Here is a 24,874-nt window from a genome sequence, read left to right as displayed (position 1 = left end):
CTTATTATGAGGTATATGATATGAGAAGAGCAAAAAATAATAAACAAAAACAAATAAATGATATAGTATCTGTAGTGAAATTAGCTGTACTTTTGCTTATAGGGATAATTTTATGTGAAAATTTTATTAAAAGTGATAGTAGGATAATATGGGTTCCAGAAGTATATTATACGTTGATATGTTTATTTATACCGTTAATGGTATCTGTTTTGATTTATTTAATATGGATTTTTTCGACTAGAAATAGATTTAATAAAAGATATGTAGACATTATCAATAAAATCGAAATAGCAGTATTTATAATAGTGTTTTCGATAATTATATTTATATGTGGAGTAAATGAAAGTCAGTATAAATTTTTATACTTATTTATAATAATAACAACAACAATTCAATATGGAATGAAACAAGGTATTGTGGTTTCTTGTATTTCATCTCTAATTATTTTAGCTATGGATATATTTATGGAACCTAATATAATAGTAAATACATATTTTGAAAATGATTTGATCCTGGCAGGAGTATTTATTTTAACTGCATGGCCTTTGGGATTCTATGTAAAGATAGAAGCAGAACACATTAAAAAGTTAGAAGAGTTAATAAATATTGATGGACTTACTGAACTTTATAACCATAGATATTTATGTGACTCGTTAGCAGAGAAAGTTAAGAATGGAGATAGGAATAGCAAACCTGTATCCATGATTTTTATAGATATAGACTATTTTAAGCAATATAACGATACTCATGGCCATCAAAAAGGTGATTACGTCCTTAGAAAAATTGGTGAAATTATTAGAGGTAATGTAGGGAAAGAAGATATTGCAGCAAGATATGGGGGCGAAGAATTTGCGATAATACTGCCCGATACAAATGAGGAAGAAGCAATGCAGATGGCAGAAAATTTAAGAAAAAAAATAGAGTGTACACATTTTGAGGGGGAAGAAAGTCAGCCTAAAGGGAAAGTTACAGTTTCCATGGGTGTATCAGTGTATCCAAATAAAGCGAGAAATGATATAGAATTAATAAAAAGTGCAGATGATGCGTTATATAGAGCAAAATTTTTCAATAAGAATAGGGTTGAGGCGTATACCTCAATTCTAGATGAAATCAAAAAAAATATAGATGAAAAAGATATTGAACTTGTCACTTCGATAAAAACCTTGATTAGTGTTATTAATGCTAAAGATAGATATACTTATGGTCATGTAGAAAGAGTTGTAGTGTATAGTAGAATGATTGCTGATAAACTCAAATTAAGCAAAAGAGAAAAAGAAATTTTAATTTATGGTGCCTACATGCATGATATTGGCAAGATTAACATTAATAAAGAAGTGTTAATGAAAAAAATGAGACTAACAGATGAAGAATGGGAATTATTAAAGCAACATCCTGCTAATGGAGTTGAAATAATAAAGTCTGTAGAATCACTTAAAGATATCATACCTTTAATTATAAGTCATCATGAAAGGTATGACGGAAACGGATATCCTAATAAATTAAAGGGCAAGGAAATACCTTACTTAGCAAGAATTCTGACAGTTGTGGATAGCTTTGATGCGATGACATCAAATAGACCATATAATACTAGAAAAACTTATGAGGAAGCAGCAGAGGAACTTGAAAAATGCAGCGGGACACAATTTGATCCTGAAATTTCGGCGGCTTTCATTGAAATAGTGAGAAAGAATGAGGGAGAGGCTTTTATAGAAGGCGTAAGCGATATATGATAAATACACGTATAAATAAATCATAAATATCTATTTTAATCAAATTGCATGTTAATATTAGTTTTAGAAACTTAATAGTAGTAATTCACCTATTTGTTGTAAAAGAATAAGCTGTTTTTAGAAAGAAAGTTTATTAATGGAGGCAATTTGCATGGGTTACTATATTAAAGTAGAACCAGATGTTAAAGTTTATGTAGAAGATCTTAATGAAGAAGGAAGAAATACAATTGTATTTTTACATGGTTGGCCAGGAAGTCATAAATTATTTGAATACCAGTTTAATATCCTTCCTAAAATGGGATACAGGTGTATTGGGATAGACCAAAGAGGCTTTGGTGAATCAGATAAACCATATAGGGGGTATGACTACGATAGATTAGCGGATGATGTTAGAAGAGTTGTGGAAGTACTTAATTTAAAAAGCTTTACATTACTGGGTCATTCTACAGGTGGAGCAATTGCTATTAGATATATGTCAAGATATGATAATGACAAAGTTTCTAAGTTGGTTCTTTGTGCAGCGGCAGCACCAAGTCTTATTCAAAGATCTTATTTTCCTCATGGGTTACAGAAACAAGCTGTTATTGATATAATTAAAGGAACATATAATGATCGACCTAAAATGCTTAAAGATTTTGGAGATATTTTTTTCTATAAGCATATTACAGAGAGTTTTTTAAATTGGTTCTTTCAGCTTGGATTGCAGGCAGCAGGTTGGGCTACAGCAGAAGTTGCTAATACTTGGTTAGGTGAAGAAAGTTTGTTTTCTGATCTTGAAAAAATTAATGTTCCGACATTGATTCTTCATGGTGTTCATGATCAAGTTTGTTTATTTGCTTTGGCTGAAGCTCAAAAGCAAATCATTAAGAATTCTAGAATTATACCATTTGCTGATAGTGGACATGGATTATTCTACGATGAAAAAGAAAAATTTAATGAAGAGTTAACAAAATTCATTGAACAGTAATATTCATGAAAAGTAAGTGAATGTCATTAAGTGAAATTTTGATTTTAAGTTAAAGATGGTAATGTGATATAGAAATTATACTTTTTTATAAGGTTACAAATTCTAAAGAATATATATTGTTTAGAATAGTACCTTATATTTTCTTTTAAGATGATTAATATAACATAAGTAAACTTGACTAATTCTTATTTTATTGGTAAGTTAAATAAATGGTTACTAAATTAATTTGTATATATAGTAAAAGCAGAAATATTAATTATAATCTAGGAAGGATGATATGCTTTGGAAGAAAGTACTAAAATAGAAGAAAAAGATAAGAAGAAAAGTAATTTTATTAAAGATTGGATAGTACCAATATTTTGTGCTTTAGTAATAGCGTTTTTACTAAGACAGTTTGTATTTTTTAATGTATATGTGCCAACAGGATCAATGATTCCAACTATAAATTTAAATGATAAAATTTTAGTAACAAGAATACATAACTTTGATAATCTAAAAAGAGGAAACGTAATTGTATTTTATTCAGATGAACTTAAAGAAACTTTAGTAAAGAGATTAATAGGTTTGCCAGGAGATAAGATAGATATAAAAAATGGGATAGTATTTGTAAATGGAGAAAAGTTGGAAGAAGACTATGTAAAAAATAAGGATGATTATAATGGATCATTTGAAGTACCACAAGGAAAGTATTTTTTCTTAGGAGATAATAGACCTGTATCATTAGATGCAAGGTATTGGAAAGATCATTATATAGATAGCTCTAAAATAGAAGGAAAGGCTCAGTTTATATTTTATCCTTTTAAAGATTTTGGAATGTTAAAATAATGTAAGAAAACCACTCGAGAGAGTGGTTTTAACTTATGGTTATAAAATTAGCGGCTATTTCTCCAGTACCGATTATTGATACTATATCACCTTTAACCATAGGACCTAAGTTAATCGTTTCATTGATTGTATCGAATCTCTTAAAAAATTTTATATCTCCATCAGGATCTATAATAATTAAACTTGTAATGTTATTAGGAGTTATAAGTTTTGCAGTATAATTTTCTTTGCTGCTTTCGGAAATTTTATATATACCTTGCTTGTAAGTGTTTGCTATTGGAATCGTTGCATTAGCATTGCTTATAGTAAAGATAAAAAATATTAAGAGAGTTACTAAGAAGTTTTTTATTTTCATTATTTATACCTCGCTTTAATGCAGTTATAATTTTTTAAACGCAGCCAATAAAATACTGGCTGCGTCTTTAATTAAGTTAATTAGAGGAATAGAGATTAATGCATTAAATATATTCTGCAAAATCGTCATCTATTATACTTAAATATTAAATTTATAAAAATATAATAAAAACAATAGAATATTTTGTCGGATTATGTTAATATATAAGTGTACAAAAGAGTATGTCTCAAATTATATAAAACCTTAATAATCTCATAATCTCTTATAAATATAGATGCGGCTAAGTTAGGCCGCATCTTTTTTGTGCATTATTAATAATACTAATGTCATGGTATAGTTTGTAAGAAATTTTAATTTAACATTCACTAAAAATTATTTATATTATATTGTCATAAGAAAAGTGGATTTTAAGGTCGGTATTTCATAATATGTGTTATAAAATAATATTGAAGGAAGTATATAATGTTAAAAGCAATTTTAAAGCCAATGGAGAAAATTCTTACTAGCAGATTTAATAAATCTGGATTGAAGGAGGAATTAACAAAGCATCCAGATTACATTTCAAAAGCACGAGAAATTTGGGATATGATTGATGAGGATTTTGGAATTTCAAGTACGATTGAAAATGTGTTGAAATTAAAAATAGACAAGTTTGATAATACGTTAATATCTAAGTTTCCAGAATTAAAAAAAGAGGACATTGAGGAATTAAAACAAAATATACTTGAGAATTTAAATCTAGGCAAAGATTTTACATTTGGTAATGCAAAAGTAATTAAGGAATTGAATGATATTAATTCTAAGTTACAAGAAGAAAATGAGAAACTAAAAAGTGAATTAAGGAAATTTGAATCACTACTTACTTCAAGTAGTAATTCGAATTTAAATGAAGCAGAAACAGCTGCTAATAAAGATGAAAAATAATAAATTTGTAACTTAATTAAGAGTAGCCATTTGGCTACTCTTAATATCATATGAATGAGTGTATTAATAATTTTAAATTCACTCATTCTTTATATTCGCTGTAAGGCATTTCTACTACAAAGCCGGTTTCGTTGAACTTATAGTTTGTATTACTAAGAGGTGGCCTATTATAAATTAAATTCATTCCAACTGTATAAAGAGCTTCTGCCATCGCAGATGGATCTTGGATAACAGTACCGAGCATAGAACCTTTTTTAATTAATTCTCTAGCCTCTGGTATTGCATCAGCTCCAACAACTGGTATTGATTTGTTACCTATATTATAACCATATTTTTGCAAGGCGTTAATAGCTCCTATAGCTAAAGTATCATTATTTGCAATTATAGCTTCAATTTTATCACCATACTTTAGAAACGTTGATTCCATAATCATTTGAGCGGCTTCTTTAGTTCCCTCTGAAGATATTCTGGAAAGTTTCTCCGTTTTTATTCCGGCGTCATTAATTGTTGATATAGAATACCTTGTTCTTGCGGTAGTTAGTGTGTTATTGTTTTTATCTGTTAGCATAATATATTGAAGAATATTATCTTTATTTTTATCCATAGCTGCTTTATTAGTGTTCCATGTATTAACAATTAAATTTCCTTGTAAAATTCCAGATTGTTCAGCTGATGTTGCTATTACAAGAGCCTTAGGATAAGATTTTATTGAAGTTGTTACAAATGGAACTATATTAAATAGAATTACAGGAATATTTTTGGATTTTACCTTGTTAATAAATGAATCTATATTATTTGCATCTAAATTAACTAAGTTTGCTAATAAAAGGTCAAAATCTGTTGAAAGTGTTGAATCTATAAGTTCATTTTGTATATCTGTATTGTTCTTCCCATCAAGAAATATAAATTCTACATTGTTAGCGTTTTCCTTTTGAATACTTTCTAAGCTATCTTTAATCAAAGAGATATATGCGTCATTAAAAGAAGAGAGAAGTACTACTATTCTTTTTGTTTTTTCTGATTTAATTTGTGCGTTTGCATATATATTATTTTTTACTATATTTAATGATGCGACGATAAATAATGTTAATATAGTAGTGAAAATTATTATTTTTTTTAATACCTTCATTTGAAGCCTCCAGGTTCTTAATATAATTAATAGTTTTAGGTTGTCTTTTAGTAAAAAAAATATACTCTATTTTGTTAATGTAATTTATTAGATAGGATATGTAAGAATTGCATGTGATAATGGTATATAATTTTTATTTAATAAGATGATCTTTATTTTCTATAAAATATAAAAAAATTTCTGTAGGATCTAGGTTTAATTCTTTTGATAATTTTAAAATAAAATTAATATTAGGATTGCAAGTGGAAGGATGTTTTTCTAACTTAGATAAATAACTTTTGCTAATTCCTAATTTTTTTGCCAATTTCGACTGAGTTAAATTTAATTCCCTTCTTTTTCTCTTTAACATACTTATCACCTCATTATATAGCTTTCGAAAAAAGTCGAAAGTTTCCTGGTAGTAAACAATATTTGTTATATAATGTAATTACTAATGGTATTAAATACAATATATAGCTAAAAAGTATTTTATTGGAGGTAGGGTATGGATAAAAAGAAAGAAATTGAAGAATTAAGGGATGAATTAAATAAAATAATTAGTGAAAGGCTGGACTATAATAAAATTTTAAAGTTGAGTCAGAAGTTGGATATCTATATAGTTGAAGCTATGAAAACAGATGTTGAAAGTATAGATAAGGAGTAGATAAAAATGAACTTAAATGGACACACTTGATAAAAAGTCATTCCTCATAGGTGTATACAGATTTTGTTTTAGTAAGAAAAATAGTAGGGTTTAATTAATTGGAGAATGGAGAATATAAAATAAAATGAATTATTAATTGTTTATACTCTAACTTATTAAACAATATATGTTATAATGTTAATTAGTATTTAAAATAGTATTATATAGTAGTATACATACAATAACTTGGGAGGGAAACTATCAATATATGATTATAATATTAAATGTTATTATTGTAATTTTGCTTGTATTTATGAATGGTTTTTTTGTAGCAACAGAATTTGCAATGGTAAAGGTAAGAAAGTCAAGGATAGAAACATTGGCAATGGAAGGGAACAGAAATGCAAAGCATACATTAAAAGTTGTTAAAGATTTGAACTCATATTTATCTGCATGTCAATTAGGAATAACGTTAGCATCATTAGGACTTGGTTGGGTTGGAGAGCCTGCATTTGCAGAGATGTTAAGACCTTTAATAAATCTATTTAATTTGCCTGAAATAACATTGCATTCAATTTCAGTGGTTTTAGGATTTTCAATTATAACTGGTCTTCATATTGTACTTGGCGAATTGGCGCCTAAATCATTGGCAATTATAAACACGGAAAATATAGCAATGTATACAGCTTTGCCGCTTATAGCTTTTTATAGATTGACTTATCCGATAATGTGGACTTTTAACCATAGTACTAATTTGGTTTTAAAGATATTTGGAATTTCACAAATTGATGAACAAGAAGCAGCTCATACGGATGAGGAAATAAAGCTTTTAGTCGAAGATAGCTATAAACATGGATTAATAGATCAAACAGAGTTAACTTTTGTAGATAACATATTTGACTTTTCAGAAAAAACAGTAAGAGATATTATGATACCGCGTACTGATATGGCATGTATTTTTATTGAAGATACTTTTGATGAAATTATAAATTATGCTTTAGAAGAACAACTGACTAGATATCCTGTATGTAGAGATAGTAAAGATAATGTAATTGGATTCATACATATTAAGGACTTATATAAACTTAAATTTGAAGGCAGTGATAACATAGAAGGAATTATTAGAGAAATTAAATTTGTTCCTGAATCATTATCAATTAGTGAATTGTTTAAAACTTTTAAAAAGGAAAAAGCTCAAATGGCAATAATTATAGATGAGTTTGGTGGTACAGCAGGGCTTGTGACTACCGAAGATATTTTAGAAGAAATTGTTGGTGAAATTCAAGATGAATTTGATGATGACGGAGAAGAGGAAATAAGAGAGACTGATAATGGTAGCTATGTAGTTGATGGTAAAGTTTTAATCGGAGATATCAACGAACTCTTAGATACTAATATTGAAGCTGAAAATATTGATACTATTGGTGGATGGATTTACTCTCAATTGAAGTCATATCCAAAACCTAAAGAAAAGATAAATTATGACAAGTATGAATTTATAATTTTAAAATGCGATAGAAAAAGAATAAATCAAGTATTAATCAAAAATTTAAGTGAATAATTTAAAACAGTGCTTTTAGATATTTCCATATATCTGAGTGCTGTTTTTTTATTCCTTAGGAATTTATATTCCATTAAAATCTGTGGATAGCTTAAAAAGGTCAGTTGAATAGTTTTGGTATTTTAAAAAGAATAAAAAAGAAATCTTATTCGCTTGCCAAACTTTTCTCACATGCGTTCCATAAGGCAGAAGTGCAGAAATATTAATAAACAGAGCTGCCTTTCATCTTGTTCTCAAGAATTAAAGCTATAAATTTATTTAAGGTTAAATTAAGCTTTTTAGAATTGTAAAAACATAAATAAGATGTATAATTATTGTGAATTGGCAAAATTATCAAAATGAGAGAAGAGGGATTTTAGATGGGGAAATTAAAAATAAAAGGAGTCGTAGCAAGTACATTAATATTTTCATTTTTACTGTGTCAGGGAACTTATGCAAAAGCAGCAGAATCAGCTGATATAAATAGCGCAATCGTGCCTAGTTCATTAAGAATTCAAGATGATTTTTATTCAGCAGTGAATAGAGAATGGTTAAATACAGCTAAAATTGATATTGGTAAAACATCTAATTCAACATTTATGGAAACTAACAAGGTGTTAACAGAACAAAAAAAGCAAATAATAAATGATTTGTTAGCTAATGAAAAAAACTACGCAGAGAATAGTGATGAAAAGAAGATAATTAATTTATACAAAAATACTTTAAATATTGATGCAAGGAATAAGCAAGGAATTGAACCGATAAAAGAAATGTTGGAAGAATTGAGAAATATTAAAACAATAGATGATCTTTCGGCGTTGACACCTGAATCAAAAGTTGAAAGTCCTTTAATAGGATTTTCTTGTTCTGTAGATTTAAAAGATGCAACTAAAAATGCTCTTTATATAGAACCAACAGCTCTTAGTTTAGGAAATTCAGATGAATATGTAAAGCCAACAGAAAATAGTGCAAGAATTAAAAGCTTGGCAGAAAATTATTATAATACTGTTTTAATATTAAGCGGGTATACAAAAGAACAAGCTAAAAGTAAAGTGGACAACTTGTTTAAATTTGAAAGTACAATAGCATCATCAATAAAGGGGAAAGAAGAAACATCAAAAAATAATAATGCTATAGATGAAGAATATAATGTGTATACTCTAGATCAGCTTGATTCTTTGGCACCAAACCTAAGAATAAAGACAATTATGAAAAATTTTAAAGTAGATAATGCAAATAAAATAATTTTGACACAACCAAAATGGTTTCAGGCCTTAAATGATGTATACAAACAAGAAAACTTGCAAATGATAAAAGATTATATTGAAGTTATAAATATAACTAGAGCGTCACAGTATTTGGGAGAAAATTTTGAAAAGGCTGCAAATGATTTTACAAACGCACTTTTAGGATCACAAGGAGATATTTCTAGAGATGAAAAAGCTATTGGGATGGTTAATTTAGCATTAGGTGAGCCTTTTGGTAAAATTTATATTAAAAAATATTTTTCAGATAAAGTTAAAGAAAATGTTAAAGATATGACTAATGAAATGATAGAAACTTATAAAAAGAGAATAAATAATCTTGATTGGATGAGTGGTGCTACTAAGGAAAGAGCCATTGAAAAATTAGACAAACTCAATGTACAAATTGGATATCCAGATAAATGGGGAGATTATTCAAAGTTAGAAATAAGATCATATGAAAATGGTGGATCTCTTTGGGAAAATATTCAGAACTTAGGTAAGTTCGCTTATGAAAAGTCTATAAGCAAGCTAAATCAACCTGTTGATAAATCAAGATTTGCATGCACACCACAAACAATTAATGCCTTTTACAATCCATCAGCCAATACCATAACAGTTCCAGCTGGAATATTACAAGGTGAGTTTTATGATGTAAATTCTAGTAAGGAAAAAAACTTAGGTGCAATAGGAACAATTATAGGTCATGAAATAAGTCATGCATTTGATAATACTGGAGCGAAATTTGATGCAGATGGAAATTTAAATAATTGGTGGAGTACAGACGATTATAAAAAGTTTGAAGAAAAGACTAATAAAGTTAGACAATTTTACAATACTGTCAAAGTAGATGATGGTAAAAATGTAAATGGAGATCTTACTGTGGGAGAAAATATAGCTGATATCGGTGGAGTGGCTTGTGCTTTAGATATTTTAAAGAAAATGCCTGACCCAGATTACAAGGCCTTCTTTGAAAGTAATGCTACTATGTGGCGTGAAATTGGCACAAAAGAATATGAGGATTATAAGCTTCAATATGATGTGCATTCACCAAATAAAGTTAGAGACAATATAGTATTAGCACAATTTGATGAATTCTATAAAACATATGGAATTAAAGAGAATGATAAGATGTATGTTAAACCAGAAGATAGAATGAAAATTTGGTAGTAGATTAGAATTTATTTTGTGAAAGAGGTTAAAGGAACAAGGTGCATAAATTTATATATTAGAATCGTTTTATATTACAGCAATAAATTGCTAATAAAATTATGCATATTGTAATTGAGGTTTTACATTTTAGTATTACTAATTTAACATATATTTAATGAAAGATAAAGACACCGCTAATGGTGCCTTTATCTTTTATTGAATTATGATTTAGAAATTATTTTTGCAGATGATTTAAGAAAATCAGAATGCAATCGTTTTATATGACTTAAAAAGTATATATATGCAGTATCAAATATAAAACAGAAAATTCCTAAAGTAATGATTAATCCGCTATGCAAAATAATGCTAGATGAGATTGTAGCTGCTAAGGTACCAATACATTTATTAATAGCTATAGTTAAACTTTGCCCCTTTATATCGGGTCTACCGACAAGCATTATTATGAATGATATAGACATTATGAGGTTTTGAATAAAAGCGGAATAGAATTTAGCTAAATCACCAAATTCTATGATAAAGAAATATTGGATAACAAAAGACATTATAAATATAATCAAAGTCCATGGCCAGAAGTATTCTTTATTTGTATGTTTTGGGAAATAGCGCTTCCCATATAATAGGTAAGTTAAGACGACTAAAATGTCTAAGCATAGCCAAATTAAAGTGATATAAGTTGTAATATTTAATATATTACCTTTTAAATCAAAATAAGAATTGACACTTTCCCAAGTAAAATTAAGAGCTAACGCAATAAATGGAATTCCGCAAGATTTATATCTAAAACCTAAATGAATTAATTTTACATAAACAATCGACCAACAAAATCCACAAACTAATAACAAAAATAATACCATAAAATTGCTCCCTTATAATTTTTCAATTATAATTATAAAAGTTAATTATATTGTTAATATATGATATTCAGAAGCTAAGAAAACTAGACTCGTATTTATTAATTTAAATTAGTAAATACGAGTCTAGTTTTCTCTTTTTAGATCTTCTATTGGCTGATATACGTATAGTTCACAGTAATTATCTTTGGATCTTGAATTGTCTATATATTCAAACCTGAAGGTGGCAGCAAATTTATAGCCAGATTTAAAAATCCATTTTCTATATAACTGAACTAATAAACGGCCTAAATGTCTTCCATTAAGATCGTCAGGGCGAAAGAAACCAACAAAACGAAACACTACATATTTATGAGCCGGTATAGAAATACTAATCATTCCTTCAGGTATAGTATTTATATCAGAAACTTGGACACTTGGAATGTAATATATGAAATCATCACTACCCCAATCTGTAAAACCAAAGTATTCGTGTGGGTTTATCAAATTATTAATTTTATGCTTATGATTATAGAAGAAATCTCGGCCATATGAATTTGCGCTTTTATCACCAGATTTACTTAATATCTTATGCTTTATCCCAATCAAATTGAATTTTTGTTTAAAGACAAATTGAGGATTATATGTAATAGAATTACCTATGGATAAGATATCATTACAATTAATTTTTTCTTTAAGTATTAAACTCAAAGAAATTTTATCAGATCTGATTTTAAGAGGTGTATGTCCAAAACATTTTTTAAATGCTCTAATATAGGATTGTTCATAATCAAAACCGTACTCAAGAGCAATATCAATAATTCGCATAGTTGTATTAATTAATTCATTAAGGCTAGATGTTAATTTTCGACCTTGAACATATTCCATAATAGATTCGCCGGTTAAAGATTTAAAGATTCTGTGTAGATAATATTTTGATATCCCTGTATGTAGTGAGATATCAGCCAAAGAAATCTTATTATAGAGGTTATTTTCAATATAATCTACAGTTTCAATAATAGTTTCTTTTAAGTCTTTCATATTTTAAACACCTTTTCTAAAAAAATAGTTATTGAGATAAACGAAAGATAATGAGGTAATAATTTTATATAATATATTTGATGCTGAACAAAATTAAATATATTAATTTATTCATTTTGGAAATATATCGGACATTAAAAAAGCAATATCTGTTCATTTTAATTAACAATTTACATATAAAATCATATTGAAAGACGATATTAAATTGTTTAGATTTATTATATCGATTAAAAGTTATAAAGTAAATACTTTGTAAATTAGAAAGAATTATGCTGTATTGGTTACAGAAAGTAGGAGGTTAAGTATGAGTAGAAGAGTAGTTATTACAGGAATTGGAGCAGTTACATCACTTGGAATTGGAGCAGATGAACTTTGGAAGTCAATAAAGGCTGGAAAGTCTGGAATTAGTATGATTGAGGGAATAGATGTTTCTGATCTACCTACTAAAGTTGCATCTCAAGTAAAAGATTTTGATCCAAGTAGATTTGTCGATAAAAAAGAAGTTAAAAGAATGGATAGATTTGCACAATTTGCTCTGGCATCAGCTCAAATGGCCGTGGAAGATTCAGCGCTTAATTTGGAAAAAATAAATAAAGAACGCATGGGAGTAATAATTGGCAGCGGCATAGGAGGAATTGGAACCCTAGAAAGTCAGTATGATGAATTGAAAGAGAGAGGTCCTCGAAGAGTGAGTCCATTTTTGGTACCAATGATGATAGCTAATATGGCTTCAGGACTCGTTGCTATAAAATTTGGAGCTAAAGGTTATAATGAATGTACTGTTACAGCGTGTGCAACTTCAACAAATGCAGTTGGGAACGCATTCAAAGTAATTCAAAGAAATGATGCAGATATAATGATTGCTGGTGGAGCAGAAGCTTGTGTAACGAAACTAACTTTATCTGGTTTTTGTGCAATTAAAGCTATGACAACAAATCATGATCCGGCTACTGCATCTAGGCCGTTTGATTCAGAAAGAAATGGATTTGTACTTGGAGAAGGTTCAGGTGTGCTTATACTTGAAGAATATGAGCATGCTTTAAATAGAGGCGCTAATATAATTGCCGAAATAGTTGGATATGGATGTACTAATGATGCATTCCATATAACTGCTCCGGCTGAAGAAGGGGAGGGAGCTGCAAGATGTATGAAAATTGCGCTTGAAGATGCAAAGATTACACCTTCTGATATAGGATATATAAACGCTCATGGAACATCAACAAAAGCAAATGACAAAAATGAAACTATGGCTGTAAAATCTGTTTTTGGGAAACATGCGTATGAGCTTGCTATAAGCTCAACAAAATCAATGACGGGTCATCTTTTGGGGGCTTCGGGTGCTATAGAGGCGATTATAACAGCATGTGCGCTAAGAGAAGGATTCATCCCTCCAACAATAAATTACAAAAATCAAGATCCGGATTGTGATTTAAACTATGTACCTAATGAAGGAAAGAATTTCGAATTTACTTATGCTTTGAGTAATTCATTTGGTTTTGGGGGACACAATGCAACTTTGGTTTTAAAAGCATTTAATTAGTTTAAATGATATAACGAGTTAAGCTAGTTTATTTTATTCAAAGAAGCTCTAGAAACGACTTTTATATTAAAATTGTTGAAGGTTCCTTATTTTTGTGAGATTTTACAAATGTATAAGAAAATATGGATTATTTTGTTATAATATGATAATGTAGACATAAGCAAAACAATTCAAACATAATAATCTGAAAAACAAAATTAAAGATAGGTAGAGCGTGGCTCGGCCTATCTTTAATTCTTTAAGAAAATTAGATTTAAAACTAGAAATATTAGGATAGAGTTTTAAAGAACGAAACCATATATGCGATAGTCTGTAATGATATCATAGTATGGAGTTATACTGTTTTTTTTTTTTTTTTTTTTTTTTTTGAGTGGTATACTATGATTAAGCTAATTTTAGATATCTATATATTTAAACTTGGATGATTGGAAAATTTTCTGTGAGCGTAAATAGCAAATAAGCTTAAAAAAATCAACCCTAATAATCCTTCCCCATTAATAATTTTTACATTGCCAATAACAAATCCATAAGAAACATTATTATAAGAGTAGCCAAGTGTGGCTATGTTTATATTATTCCATAATATGTGCATTATACTTGGTAGAAGTACATTTGGTGACATTGTATAAAGATAAGTAAAGGAGTAGTTTAACGCAAAAATAGCTGCACATTGCAAAACTACATATGTAACGGCTTTAGGTAAGCCAAAATGCATATTTAGAATAAAGAATGCGGGAACATAGTATAATGACCAAATAATACCCATTATAAAATTAGTTCTTTTAATACTGTATCTTTTTAAGAGTCGAGGTAAAAGGTAACCTCTCCAACCATACTCTTCAAATAATCCTGCTATAAAAAGTGTTAACGAGATCAAAGTAATCTTTATAGCATCGAGAAATATGTACGATATATTTTCTGATAATACACCTTGTTTAGTTAAATATGCAGATGACCCGCATAGAAAGATCACAATTAATGGAAATGCAATAGCGAAAATTAAGCCCTTCAATGTGATTTTGTAAGTAAAGGGATTTAGTAATACTTTTAATGACCTTGATTCCATCAATATTGAAATTATAGCAGCGAAAGCTGGAATAACCATTATAATAGTTAAGGCTCCGATAAAACCTTTCGGTAAAAGTATTATACTTATAAAGTAAGTTAATAAAAAAGTGATTGATAGGAATATTTTTTCGTATTTCATTTTTAAGCTCCTTTTAAAAACATAATTGTTTTAGCACTTCGATATAATTATATTTTGTTTCATAGAATAAATAACTTTGATTAATTATTATATCATATAGTTTAGAATATTATGTGGCAATGTTGGAATATTATATGAAAAACATGAAATGATTGCAGTACAATCTATATTTTTTGACTTTTTGTTATAAGGGTTAAAAGTTTTTTTATAGACAATGTACTGATTATCATTGAAGATATATGATAAAAAGGGCATCTTTAACAATCAAATGGACAGTGCTACTATAAATATGGGACTATAAAAGGAGTTGTTCTAAAGAGGTACCCTATTAGTTTGTGTGAATTGGACATTATAAAAAGGAGAGAGAGTTATGAAGAAAAAAATGATAATAATAAATGGAACTATGGGGGTTGGAAAAAGTGCAACCTGTAGAGAATTAAATAAAAAGTTGAAAAATTCAGTGTGGCTTGATGGAGATTGGTGCTGGATGATAAATCCTTTCGTGGTTAACGATGAAAATAAGAAAATGGTGATAAATAATATAAATTATTTATTGAGAAACTTTCTTACTAATTCATCATTAGAATATATTATTTTTAATTGGGTTATACATATGGAAGATATTTTTGATGATATATTAGAACCACTAAATGATTTGAATTTTGAGGTTATCAAGATAACTTTAATTTGTGATGAAGATGCTCTAAAGAAGAGAATTTTAGGAGATGTAAAGTTAAAGTTACGGGATGAAGAGTGCGTAAGTAGAAGTGTTGAACGTCTTGATTTATATAAAGAAATGTCAACTAAAAAGATTGATACAAGCAACATTTCTGTATTGGAAACTGTAGATAAAATAATGAAAATTATTTAAAAATAAATCTTATTTATTTTTAATGACATGGAATATATTTAGAGAAAAAAATGTATACTGTGTAGATCCCCCATTAACTAATACTTAACTTTCTTATATTAATATTTTATAGGTGGATTATCCACCTGTATTTTTTTGTGAAACTATAAAATTTAAATATAGATAAATAATGTTAAAATTATTATAACAATTATGAATAAAATGTAAAAAATAAGGTTTTCAATTAGTAATATTTTTAATAATACTATTATATTTTTGAAAAAATATATAGGGGGGAGTCCTTTGCAGAGTCAGGGTTTAGAGCATATAAGGGCGGATGATGGAGTAAAAATAAGCAAAATAGAGAAAGTTACAGCTATTTTCTTTTCAAAGAGAATCTTTAAGGAAAATCGTGTTGAATAATGTCGAAAAGATGATAGTATTAAGGCATGGACTTCGTTGAAAGAGTAAACAAGTAAAGCAATTAATAAAGAAAATGTTTACTTTAAAAATTCAGAAGACAAATAAAAAAACAAAGGAGAAAAACTAATGAAGAAAGCTTTTTTAAGAAAGATAGTGACGGCTGTTATTGCTGCTACAACAATGACTAGTATTGCACCATTAGGAGTATCTGCAGCGACTACTAATTCAATGTTTAACAATTATTACAATGTATTCTCTAATGGAGGATTACAAACTGGTTGGGTTAATAACAATGGTCAATGGTCATACTTTGATAATAGTGGAGTAATGCAAACTGGTGTTATTAAAGTTAATGGTAAGACTTATTGCCTAAATCAGAATGGTATAATGGAGATTGGAAAGGTTTTAGTAAACAATAGAATATATACAACTTCTCAAAGTGGACAAATTATAGGGACTAAAGCTCCATCAAGTGATAAGGTATTCGATTCTGGAAATAACGTAGTACAAGATAATAATAAAACATCTACAGTAAAACCTTCAAATACGACAAGTACAACTTGCCCTACAACAGGAGGTACAACTGGAACTGTAACAACAACTAAACCTGCAACAGGAAGTACAACTGGTACTGTGACAACAAAACCTACAACAGGAAACACAAATAGTACTGGTACTACAACAACTGGAAATACAACAAATTCAGGAAGTACAGCTAATACTTCTACAAGTACAAGCTCGCTAGATGTTCAGGGGTTGCCTAAGTTACCTGCTAATTATTCTGTAACTGTACAAGCTGCTGCTGAACAAAAGATTCTTGAATTAATGAATGCAAAGAGAACAGAAGCTGGTTTAAAACCGTTAACATTAGATAATACTTTATTACAAGTGGCTAGGTATAAGAGTAATGATATGATCCAAAATAATTTCTTTGACCATACAAATCCAGATGGAACAAAGTGGACAAACTGGTTGCAAGCAGTAGGCTATAAATATACTACAACAGGTGAAAATATAGCATACAACACATATGACGCTGTTGAATTATTTACTCAATGGTGGAACTCACCAGGTCATAGAGCAAACATGATGAATTCTGCATATACTAAAGTTGGTGTAGGGGTTCTTTATGGAAATGGTAAATACATGGGAACACAAGAATTCTCAAACTAGTAAGCTATAATAATTACATGTGGCTTATCGAAATAAAGGACAATTATTTTTATGAAAGTCCTTTATTTCTAGTTTTTGATATTTGGTTTAATCATAAGCTTAATTTAATTATACATAATCAATAGAATTGAACTGAGGAGAGTATACTCTAAAAGGTAATGTCTAAAAGACTGTGCCGTTTAGGGTATACTTTTTTGTCTTATTAGTACATATGTATATAATTTTAGGTTATGCTTATTATAGAATGTAACTATAATACCCAATGAAAAGTGTAATATTTATAGTTAACATCGAAAGAATTTTAGCATAATATTTGAATAAATTTCCGCAATTAAATAGTTAATTTATTTGGGATTTTTAGCGAAATTTAAATATGCATTATATAGGAAGTATCATTGAGTTTTTATAATCATTAATTTTATTTATCGTATTAATGTTAATATTTATGCTTTAATAGTGAATTTGTATTTAGAATTGAAGTAAGCTAAATATTAAAATAAAATTAGAGTGTAGAAACTCGATTATAATATAGTTATTTAAAAAATTATTTTTTTATTGTAAATGTCAGGAGGAAGTTTTATGGCTTTTGGTAAAGATTTTTTATGGGGTGGTGCTGTTGCAGCTCACCAAGTTGAAGGTGGTTGGAATAAAGGAGGGAAAGGCCCGAGTGTCGCAGATGTAATGACCGCAGGAGCTCATGGAGTACCGAGAAGGATAACAGATGGAGTGGTTAATGGAGAAAATTATCCTAACCATGAAGCTATTGATTTTTATGGACATTATAAAGAAGATATTGCACTCTTTGCAGAAATGGGTTTTAAATGCTTTAGAACAAGTATTGCGTGGACGAGGATTTTCCCTAAAGGTGATGAATTTGAGCCTAATGAAGAAGGTTTGAAATTTTATGACAATATGTTTGATGAATTATTAAAGCATGGAATTCAGCCTGTTATTACATTAAGTCACTTTGAAATGCCTTATCATTTGGTCAAGAAATATGGAGGATGGAGTAATCGAAAAGTCATTGAATTTTTCGTACGCTATGCAACCACTGTAATGGAGCGTTATAAGAACAAAGTTAAGTACTGGATGACTTTTAATGAAATTAATAATCAGAAAAATACTGTAAATTCTATATTTGCATGGACTTGTTCAGGAATTCAGTTTAAAGAAGGCGAGAATAGAGAAGAGGTAATGTATCAAGCTGTTCATCATGAATTAATTGCTAGTGCATTAGTAGTTAAAAAGGGGCATGAAATAAATCCGGACTTTAAAATTGGATGTATGTGTTCATTTGTTCCCATATATCCTTTCTCCTGCAATCCAGATGATATGATGCTTCAAGTTGAATCAATGCATGATCGCTATTTTTTTGCTGATGTACATTGCAGAGGTCATTATCCTTCTTATGCATTAAAAGAATGGAGTAGAAAAGGGTATGATATCAAGATGGAACTAGAAGATGCTAAAATTTTAGCTGAGGGGACTGTAGATTATTTAGGGTTTAGTTATTATATGTCTGATGTAGTTAAATCAGGAGTTAATGAAGTTAATAAGGATTCGGTAAATGGAGGATCAAGTGCAAGTGTTAGGAATCCACATGTAAAAGCCTCAGATTGGGGATGGCAAATTGATCCTGTTGGTTTAAGATATTCTTTAAATTTATTATATGAAAGATATGAACTTCCATTATTTATAGTGGAAAATGGATTTGGTGCTATTGATGTTAAGGAGGCAGATGGTTCATGTAATGATAATTATAGAATAGATTATTTAAGGGAACATATAAAAGAAATGAAAAAAGCCATTGAATTAGATGGTGTTGATTTGCTTGGATACACTCCGTGGGGATGTATTGATTGTATTTCATTTACTACAGGAGAAATGAAGAAACGTTATGGATTTATATATGTGGATAAAGATAATGAAGGAAATGGAACGTTAGAGAGATCGAAGAAGAAATCATTTGATTGGTATAAGAAAGTAATTTCATCTAATGGCGAAGAAGTTTAAATAATGGACAGAGGTAGGAAGGATTAAGTTTAAAATACTGAGATCATATTAATGGTGCAATTAGAAGAACAACTGCAATTACTTAGATTAGTTAACAGAAGAAAAATATTTTTATGGTTTATATTAATAATCCATATATGATATCCTTTATAAATTTCCTATAGTAAGACATTTGCAAAAATATAAATGAATTAAGAAGATTTACTTTATTGGGAATTTAAACTTATTCTTAGAATGAAATATAACGAAAGAATAATGCAGAAAAATTCAAAATAATTTAAATTAAGAAAATTTAGGAGTAGAAATATACAAAATACTGTGGTAAAATATTACTTATTTTGTTGCATATGCTAATGATAATGGATAGCTTAGGAGGATACTATTATGGAAGATAGAAGGTACCTTGAGTGCATAGAAGAGATTTCTTATATATTATTAAAAAATCATAAGGTTTTTAAGGTGAGTCAACAGTTTGCAGAAATTACGGAATATACAACTGCTGACTTGCTTGAAAAAAGTATCGCAGAGATATTTAAAATTCTAAGAGTCGGCCCAAGCGTTGATATAAAAAACATCGCTGAAAAGGCCGACTATTTTTTATTTACTAAATCTCTTGAATTTAGATCAATTTCAATAGAAATAATTAAGGAAGAAGATAGTCAATTATTTATTATTAGAGAAAAACCAAATTCAAGACTTGAAGCTAAACATACATATTTATCGGAATTATGTAAATCAAACTTCGTGGGAGTAGCTGTTTATAGTGTTCCTGATATGATACTTATCAAGGCGAATCAGCAATATTTAGATTTCTTAGAACATCCGTTTAATCAATCATATTATAGTATAGGAAAAAATATAGATAAGATTATATTAGGATGGAGCGGAAGTAAAGTAGAAAAGTTTTGGAAGGAAGCTATACTTACAGGAAAAGCAGTTCAAGTAAAAGAATATGAACATATTGGATATGAAAGAGGAATTACATATTGGGATTCCATAATTATTCCAGTTACAGAAGGTGAAAGTATAAAATATGTGGTAAGTAATACATCTGAAGTTACAGAAAAGGTACTTAATAGAAAGAAAGTTGAAGAACAAATTGATGCCATTAACCTTCAAAACAAAGAAATGGAGGCTGTATTTGAAAGTATTCCAAATGGAGTATTCGTTAGATCAAAAGAAGGAGATATACTTCAGCAAAATGAGATATCGAGAAAATTGATTGAACACTCTAATGAGTCAAAGACTTCATATGGAAAAAATAGTGAAGTTAAATACTTTAATGAATCAGGAAAAGAAATTGATATTGAAGACATGCCATCGTTTCGCGCTTTAAAAGGTGAGAAAATTAAAAATCAACGTATTACAGTTGTAGATAATGGTAAAGAAAGTGTTTTAGATATGAGTTCTTCACCTATTTATGATAAAGAAAATACTGTGTTAATGTCAGTTACCGCCTTTGATGATATTACAGAACTTGTAAGTAATGAGAAAAAAATTAGAAATAATAGAGAGCAATTAAAAGCAATTATTGATAACATGTCTGATGGAGTTGTAGCTATAGGAAAATGCGGCAATCTGGTTATGCTTAATAAAGCAGCAGAGAAACATTTTAATGTTATAAAAATAATTGAAGGAAGAAATAAAAATGATAGTGAAATAAAATATTTTGATGTTAATATGAAGGAATTGAGGGAGGGGAGCCTTCCGTCAGATAGAATTTTAAGAGGAGAAATAATTACTGAGTATAGAATAATTATAAAGAGATATAGCGAAAATATATATATGTGTATAAGTGGTAGTCCTGTATATGATGATAGTGGTAATTTCTTATTTGGAATGATGTGTATGAAAGATGTAACGGAAAAAGTTAAGCAGGAAAGGATCATAAAATCTCAACATGATTCGGTTTTGCAGGCTGAATTTGAAAGGAATGAAACATTAGAAAAAACAATAGCTATGAAGGATGAATTTCTTTCCATAATATCGCATGAATTCAGGACACCACTAAATGTAATTAATTCAGCAGTACAGGCTATGGAGTATATTTGTTTTAATGAGTTATCAAATAATACTAAAAAATATTTGGGGATGATAAAACTTAATACATTTAGACAATTAAGGCTAGTAAACAATATTCTCGATATAACTAGTTCAAATTTGAAGAGTACTAAGATAAATAAAAAGAATATAGATATTGTTTTTTTTATAGATGCGATTGTTGAGTCTGTAAGATCATATGCTACTAAAAAAGAAATTGATTTGATATTAGAAACATCATATAAAGAATTTGAGGTGGCTATTGATAATGAAAAATTCGCAAGGATACTTTTAAATCTTCTCTCTAATGCTATTAAATTTACTTCTGATAATAAGAAAATAACTGTACGGTTTAATGCTTTAAAAGAAAATATATTTATAGAAGTAAGCGATGAAGGTATAGGTATTCCAAGTGATAAAATAGATACAATTTTTGAGCAGTTTGGGCAGGTAGATAGTTCTCTATCTCGTCAAGTGGAGGGAACAGGATTAGGATTATCATTAGTTAAGAAATTTGTTGAGGATCTAGGTGGGAGAATTTTTGTAAATAGTAAAGTTAGCAAAGGGAGCGCTTTTATAGTAATGCTACCAAATGAAAAGGTTACCGAAACATATGAGTACAGATCATCAAAAGAGTTTTTTTATAATCATATTTTAGAATCAACTAGGGTGGAATTTTCTGATATTTATCTATGACCATAAAAGAATTACAGTAAAACTAATGGAGGAGATTTTTATGTTTATGTATGCATTTTCTATTATAATTGTTGTTGTATCAAATATGATTTATCATATTTGCTCAAAATCAGTTCCGGAGAAGGCTAACCCTTTCTCTTCTTTATTCATCACTTATTTAACTGGAGTAATTGTAGCTGCTATAGCATTTAGATTTTATAAATCAGATAAAGGATTTTTTGAATCCTTTGATGATCTGAATTGGGCGAGTATATTACTTGGCTTTGCTATTGTTGGTCTTGAATTTGGATATATAATGGTATATAGATCAGGCTGGGATATAAGTATAGGTTCTCTAGTATCTAATATTTTTCTTGCACTTATACTCATTCCGGTAGGTATAATTTTTTATAAGGAAGGCTTTAATATAAATAAACTACTAGGAATAATATTATGCATTATTGGACTAATATTTATAAATAAAAAGTAAAAATCAATCACTACAATCTTGTAGTGATTGATTTTTTTGTACTGATTAATATTTGTATAAATAGGATGGTCTAATTGTAGTGCTTATTCACATTAAAATTCATAAATATATTTTATATATACGTTGCAAAAACAATTCTTCATCATAATTCTAAAAAGATTACAAGGATTTTAGCCGCAATTGTGAATTTTGAAATGTGCATTGTGAATTGCAATATATATTTGATAAAAATTTTAATGTGCTAAGGTTATAATTTAAAAAAAGTAATCATATTAAAATACTATGAATTGAAATTTGAAAAATATATTCCTAGAATTTGTGTTGGAAAGTATTTTAATAAAATCAATACTTTAAGTTATATGAATCAAAATCAAGTTATGAAAGAGAGGAATATTTATGTTTCGGAGAAAAAATAAAATATTAGCTGGTATGCTTTCAATGTTACTATCTATATTGCTATTAAATGGCTGTGGAAGTACATCTGCAGAAATACCAACTAATTCATCAGCAGATAATCAATCATCAAGTGGTGAATCTGTATTAAGATATGCTGTAGAATCTTCACCTAAAGGTTTGTTTAGTCCATTATTATCAAATACAACGTATGATAATAATGTAAATAGCTTGGTATATTCACCATTGATTTTATTGGATGAGAATAATGATTTTAAGCCTGGACTTGCAGATAAATATGAATTTTCAGGTGATAATCTTACTGTGACATTCAATTTAAGAAAAGATGTCAAATGGCATGATGGAGAAGATTTTACAGCAGATGATGTTGCATTTACATTTACTAGTATGGCTGATCCAAAGTATACAGGATCAAGATTCAATGAAATTTCCAAAATAGTTGGTGCGCAGGATTATCACGATGGTAACGCAGATTCTATAAGTGGAATTAAGGTTATTGATAAATATACCATAAGCTTTACATATTCTAAAGTTTATGCACCAGCATTATCAAATTTTTCACAGCGTGGAATAATTCCGAAGCATATTTGGAGTAAAGTAAATGTTGCTGATTGGGACAAACAAAGTGATTTACTTAACAAGCCTGTAGGAACCGGACCATATAAGCTTATAGATTTTAAACCAGACCAATATGTTGAATTAGCTAAAAACGATAGTTATTTTGGAGGGGCTCCTAAAATAGATAAATTTATTTTTAAGGTTGCTAATACAGAAACAGAGCTTTCAGAGTTAGCAAAGGAGGATCTTGATATTGTTGAACTTTCAAGCACAAAAGAAGAAGATTTAAAGATGTTAAAAGATGCAGGTATAAAAATAGAGGAGAAACCAAGTGCGAATTATCAATTTATGACTATGAATGGCAATAGAGATTTCTTTAAAGATAAAAGAGTACGTCAAGCAATCACTTATGCGATAAACAGAAAAGGCATAGTTGATAGTTTACTAGGTGAACATGGACAAGTAATAAATGCACCTATATCTCTAGCTGGATGGGCTTATCCTAAGTCAGGACTTAATACCTATGATTATAATGCAGATAAGGCTAAAGAATTACTAAAAGAAGCTGGATGGATTGGAAATAATGGAGTTCTTGAAAAGGATGGTAAGAAATTTGAAGTGGATTTAATGGTTCCCACAGGAAATAAGGTTCGTGAACAAAGTGCTCCAATTATTCAGCAAAATTTAAAGGATGTAGGTATTATAGTAAATATCAGCACTATGGATGTTGCTTCTGCTATGGCAAAAACTAAAGGACAAGGAGATTATGACATGGGATTATTAGGATTCACCTTAGAAGTTGATCCGGGTGATGCCGATCGTTATTGGTCTTCAAGCATTGCAAATAATTCTCAATTTAATTTTTCTAACTTTATAAATGCTAAAAGTGATGAATTTATAGAAAAGGCTGCAACTACTATTGATCGTAATGAACGTAAAGAAGTTTATGCAAAATGGGGACAATTATTGAATGATGAAGCACCATATGTATTTTTATATTCACAAAATGCTATTCGTGCTCATAATCCTAAATTGCAAGGATATAAGTACTCAGCATATTCTGTATTTCCAGACATACAAAACTGGACGATTTCAAAATAGGAAGTTACTG

20 protein-coding genes are annotated in these 24,874 nt (G+C 28.8%); 14 read left to right on the top strand and 6 right to left on the bottom strand.

Annotation, left to right across the window (positions count from 1 at the left end; translation table 11 throughout):
* Window positions 1–20: 20 nt before the first annotated feature.
* From ACJDTP_RS19720 to lepB, 3 genes are all read left to right on the top strand, one after another.
* A complete protein-coding gene (locus ACJDTP_RS19720; protein WP_406762204.1) occupies window positions 21–1,730 on the top strand; it encodes a bifunctional diguanylate cyclase/phosphohydrolase in 1,710 nt (569 codons plus the stop codon).
* Between the two features lie 151 nt (window positions 1,731–1,881).
* Complete coding sequence (locus ACJDTP_RS19715) at window positions 1,882–2,697, top strand: alpha/beta fold hydrolase (protein WP_406762203.1); 816 nt, start codon at window positions 1,882–1,884, stop codon at window positions 2,695–2,697.
* Between the two features lie 282 nt (window positions 2,698–2,979).
* Complete coding sequence (gene lepB, locus ACJDTP_RS19710; protein WP_171772394.1) at window positions 2,980–3,522, top strand: signal peptidase I; 543 nt, start codon at window positions 2,980–2,982, stop codon at window positions 3,520–3,522.
* 28 nt (window positions 3,523–3,550) lie between these two features.
* Here lepB and ACJDTP_RS19705 read toward each other — a convergent pair whose 3' ends face one another.
* A complete protein-coding gene (locus ACJDTP_RS19705; RefSeq protein ID WP_077844034.1) occupies window positions 3,551–3,877 on the bottom strand; it encodes a hypothetical protein in 327 nt (108 codons plus the stop codon).
* Between the two features lie 462 nt (window positions 3,878–4,339).
* On the opposite strand from ACJDTP_RS19705, the gene ACJDTP_RS19700 reads away from it, so the two are divergent.
* Window positions 4,340–4,801, top strand: a complete 462-nt coding sequence (locus tag ACJDTP_RS19700) for a hypothetical protein (RefSeq protein ID WP_077844033.1) — start codon at window positions 4,340–4,342, stop codon at window positions 4,799–4,801.
* An 82-nt stretch (window positions 4,802–4,883) separates the two neighbouring features.
* On the opposite strand, the gene ACJDTP_RS19695 is transcribed toward ACJDTP_RS19700, so the two are convergent.
* Together ACJDTP_RS19695 and ACJDTP_RS19690 are read right to left on the bottom strand one after the other, a co-directional pair.
* The gene (locus ACJDTP_RS19695) at window positions 4,884–5,930 is read right to left on the bottom strand and encodes a substrate-binding domain-containing protein (protein WP_406762202.1); all 1,047 of its coding nucleotides are present in this window, start codon (window positions 5,928–5,930) and stop codon (window positions 4,884–4,886) included.
* A 133-nt stretch (window positions 5,931–6,063) separates the two neighbouring features.
* A complete protein-coding gene (locus ACJDTP_RS19690; protein WP_077844031.1) occupies window positions 6,064–6,279 on the bottom strand; it encodes a helix-turn-helix domain-containing protein in 216 nt (71 codons plus the stop codon).
* A gap of 135 nt (window positions 6,280–6,414) precedes the next feature.
* On the opposite strand from ACJDTP_RS19690, the gene ACJDTP_RS19685 reads away from it, so the two are divergent.
* The 3 genes from ACJDTP_RS19685 (at window position 6,415) to ACJDTP_RS19675 (ending at window position 10,506) form a co-directional block, all read left to right on the top strand.
* Window positions 6,415–6,573: an aspartyl-phosphate phosphatase Spo0E family protein gene (locus ACJDTP_RS19685; RefSeq protein WP_077838692.1), complete on the top strand. Its 159-nt coding sequence runs from the start codon at window positions 6,415–6,417 to the stop codon at window positions 6,571–6,573.
* 247 nt (window positions 6,574–6,820) lie between these two features.
* A complete protein-coding gene (locus ACJDTP_RS19680; protein ID WP_077308835.1) occupies window positions 6,821–8,113 on the top strand; it encodes a hemolysin family protein in 1,293 nt (430 codons plus the stop codon).
* Between the two features lie 359 nt (window positions 8,114–8,472).
* Window positions 8,473–10,506 carry a M13 family metallopeptidase gene (locus ACJDTP_RS19675; protein WP_406762201.1) on the top strand — a complete coding sequence of 678 codons (2,034 nt, stop codon included), beginning with the start codon at window positions 8,473–8,475 and terminating at the stop codon, window positions 10,504–10,506.
* A 203-nt stretch (window positions 10,507–10,709) separates the two neighbouring features.
* Here the strand turns inward: ACJDTP_RS19675 and ACJDTP_RS19670 are convergent, their stop codons facing one another.
* Both ACJDTP_RS19670 and ACJDTP_RS19665 read right to left on the bottom strand, forming a co-directional pair.
* A complete protein-coding gene (locus ACJDTP_RS19670; protein WP_406762200.1) occupies window positions 10,710–11,363 on the bottom strand; it encodes a transmembrane-type terpene cyclase in 654 nt (217 codons plus the stop codon).
* Between the two features lie 123 nt (window positions 11,364–11,486).
* Complete coding sequence (locus tag ACJDTP_RS19665) at window positions 11,487–12,380, bottom strand: AraC family transcriptional regulator (protein ID WP_041899086.1); 894 nt, start codon at window positions 12,378–12,380, stop codon at window positions 11,487–11,489.
* Between the two features lie 304 nt (window positions 12,381–12,684).
* Here ACJDTP_RS19665 and fabF point away from each other — a divergent pair, with 304 nt between their 5' ends.
* Window positions 12,685–13,920: a beta-ketoacyl-ACP synthase II gene (gene fabF, locus ACJDTP_RS19660; RefSeq protein WP_078114733.1), complete on the top strand. Its 1,236-nt coding sequence runs from the start codon at window positions 12,685–12,687 to the stop codon at window positions 13,918–13,920.
* A gap of 403 nt (window positions 13,921–14,323) precedes the next feature.
* Here the strand turns inward: fabF and ACJDTP_RS19655 are convergent, their stop codons facing one another.
* Complete coding sequence (locus tag ACJDTP_RS19655; RefSeq protein ID WP_077843949.1) at window positions 14,324–15,127, bottom strand: CPBP family intramembrane glutamic endopeptidase; 804 nt, start codon at window positions 15,125–15,127, stop codon at window positions 14,324–14,326.
* Window positions 15,128–15,497: 370 nt separating this feature from the next.
* Between ACJDTP_RS19655 and ACJDTP_RS19650 the strand changes: the two genes are divergently transcribed.
* The 6 genes from ACJDTP_RS19650 to ACJDTP_RS19625 all read left to right on the top strand — a co-directional run bounded on the left by ACJDTP_RS19650 (window position 15,498) and on the right by ACJDTP_RS19625 (window position 24,864).
* Window positions 15,498–15,998 (top strand): AAA family ATPase, encoded by a 501-nt coding sequence (locus ACJDTP_RS19650; protein WP_077843950.1) that lies wholly within the window; start codon window positions 15,498–15,500, stop codon window positions 15,996–15,998.
* A gap of 528 nt (window positions 15,999–16,526) precedes the next feature.
* Entirely contained in the window at window positions 16,527–17,573 is a 1,047-nt protein-coding gene (locus tag ACJDTP_RS19645; protein WP_171772388.1) for a CAP domain-containing protein, read from the top strand.
* Window positions 17,574–18,152: 579 nt separating this feature from the next.
* Window positions 18,153–19,586 (top strand): 6-phospho-beta-glucosidase, encoded by a 1,434-nt coding sequence (locus tag ACJDTP_RS19640; RefSeq protein ID WP_078114735.1) that lies wholly within the window; start codon window positions 18,153–18,155, stop codon window positions 19,584–19,586.
* Between the two features lie 384 nt (window positions 19,587–19,970).
* A complete protein-coding gene (locus ACJDTP_RS19635; protein WP_406762199.1) occupies window positions 19,971–22,322 on the top strand; it encodes a sensor histidine kinase in 2,352 nt (783 codons plus the stop codon).
* Between the two features lie 40 nt (window positions 22,323–22,362).
* The gene (locus ACJDTP_RS19630) at window positions 22,363–22,791 is read left to right on the top strand and encodes an EamA family transporter (RefSeq protein ID WP_406762198.1); all 429 of its coding nucleotides are present in this window, start codon (window positions 22,363–22,365) and stop codon (window positions 22,789–22,791) included.
* A gap of 396 nt (window positions 22,792–23,187) precedes the next feature.
* Window positions 23,188–24,864, top strand: coding sequence for a peptide-binding protein (locus ACJDTP_RS19625; RefSeq protein ID WP_406762197.1), 1,677 nt, complete (start codon window positions 23,188–23,190; stop codon window positions 24,862–24,864).
* The last annotated feature ends 10 nt before the right edge of the window (window positions 24,865–24,874 follow it).

It is taken from the genome of Candidatus Clostridium helianthi (assembly GCF_045310795.1).
GTDB lineage: Bacteria > Bacillota > Clostridia > Clostridiales > Clostridiaceae > Clostridium > Clostridium helianthi.
The sequence above is the reverse complement of the archived record's forward strand: the minus strand, read 5'-3'. Positions and strand labels throughout refer to the sequence as shown.

What these genes read in the sequence shown, in the direction of transcription:
- ACJDTP_RS19635 (WP_406762199.1), top strand. Translation starts at nt 19,971, where the DNA reads ATGGAAGATAGAAGGTACCTTGAGTGCATAGAAGAGATTTCTTATATA.
- ACJDTP_RS19675 (WP_406762201.1), top strand. Translation starts at nt 8,473, where the DNA reads ATGGGGAAATTAAAAATAAAAGGAGTCGTAGCAAGTACATTAATATTT.
- ACJDTP_RS19685 (WP_077838692.1), top strand. Translation starts at nt 6,415, where the DNA reads ATGGATAAAAAGAAAGAAATTGAAGAATTAAGGGATGAATTAAATAAA.
- ACJDTP_RS19690 (WP_077844031.1), bottom strand. Translation starts at nt 6,279, where the DNA reads ATGTTAAAGAGAAAAAGAAGGGAATTAAATTTAACTCAGTCGAAATTG.
- ACJDTP_RS19715 (WP_406762203.1), top strand. Translation starts at nt 1,882, where the DNA reads ATGGGTTACTATATTAAAGTAGAACCAGATGTTAAAGTTTATGTAGAA.
- ACJDTP_RS19650 (WP_077843950.1), top strand. Translation starts at nt 15,498, where the DNA reads ATGAAGAAAAAAATGATAATAATAAATGGAACTATGGGGGTTGGAAAA.
- ACJDTP_RS19680 (WP_077308835.1), top strand. Translation starts at nt 6,821, where the DNA reads ATGATTATAATATTAAATGTTATTATTGTAATTTTGCTTGTATTTATG.
- ACJDTP_RS19625 (WP_406762197.1), top strand. Translation starts at nt 23,188, where the DNA reads ATGTTTCGGAGAAAAAATAAAATATTAGCTGGTATGCTTTCAATGTTA.
- ACJDTP_RS19645 (WP_171772388.1), top strand. Translation starts at nt 16,527, where the DNA reads ATGAAGAAAGCTTTTTTAAGAAAGATAGTGACGGCTGTTATTGCTGCT.
- ACJDTP_RS19665 (WP_041899086.1), bottom strand. Translation starts at nt 12,380, where the DNA reads ATGAAAGACTTAAAAGAAACTATTATTGAAACTGTAGATTATATTGAA.
- ACJDTP_RS19655 (WP_077843949.1), bottom strand. Translation starts at nt 15,127, where the DNA reads ATGAAATACGAAAAAATATTCCTATCAATCACTTTTTTATTAACTTAC.
- ACJDTP_RS19720 (WP_406762204.1), top strand. Translation starts at nt 21, where the DNA reads ATGAGAAGAGCAAAAAATAATAAACAAAAACAAATAAATGATATAGTA.
- ACJDTP_RS19640 (WP_078114735.1), top strand. Translation starts at nt 18,153, where the DNA reads ATGGCTTTTGGTAAAGATTTTTTATGGGGTGGTGCTGTTGCAGCTCAC.
- ACJDTP_RS19700 (WP_077844033.1), top strand. Translation starts at nt 4,340, where the DNA reads ATGTTAAAAGCAATTTTAAAGCCAATGGAGAAAATTCTTACTAGCAGA.
- fabF (WP_078114733.1), top strand. Translation starts at nt 12,685, where the DNA reads ATGAGTAGAAGAGTAGTTATTACAGGAATTGGAGCAGTTACATCACTT.
- ACJDTP_RS19695 (WP_406762202.1), bottom strand. Translation starts at nt 5,930, where the DNA reads ATGAAGGTATTAAAAAAAATAATAATTTTCACTACTATATTAACATTA.
- ACJDTP_RS19705 (WP_077844034.1), bottom strand. Translation starts at nt 3,877, where the DNA reads ATGAAAATAAAAAACTTCTTAGTAACTCTCTTAATATTTTTTATCTTT.
- ACJDTP_RS19630 (WP_406762198.1), top strand. Translation starts at nt 22,363, where the DNA reads ATGTTTATGTATGCATTTTCTATTATAATTGTTGTTGTATCAAATATG.
- ACJDTP_RS19670 (WP_406762200.1), bottom strand. Translation starts at nt 11,363, where the DNA reads ATGGTATTATTTTTGTTATTAGTTTGTGGATTTTGTTGGTCGATTGTT.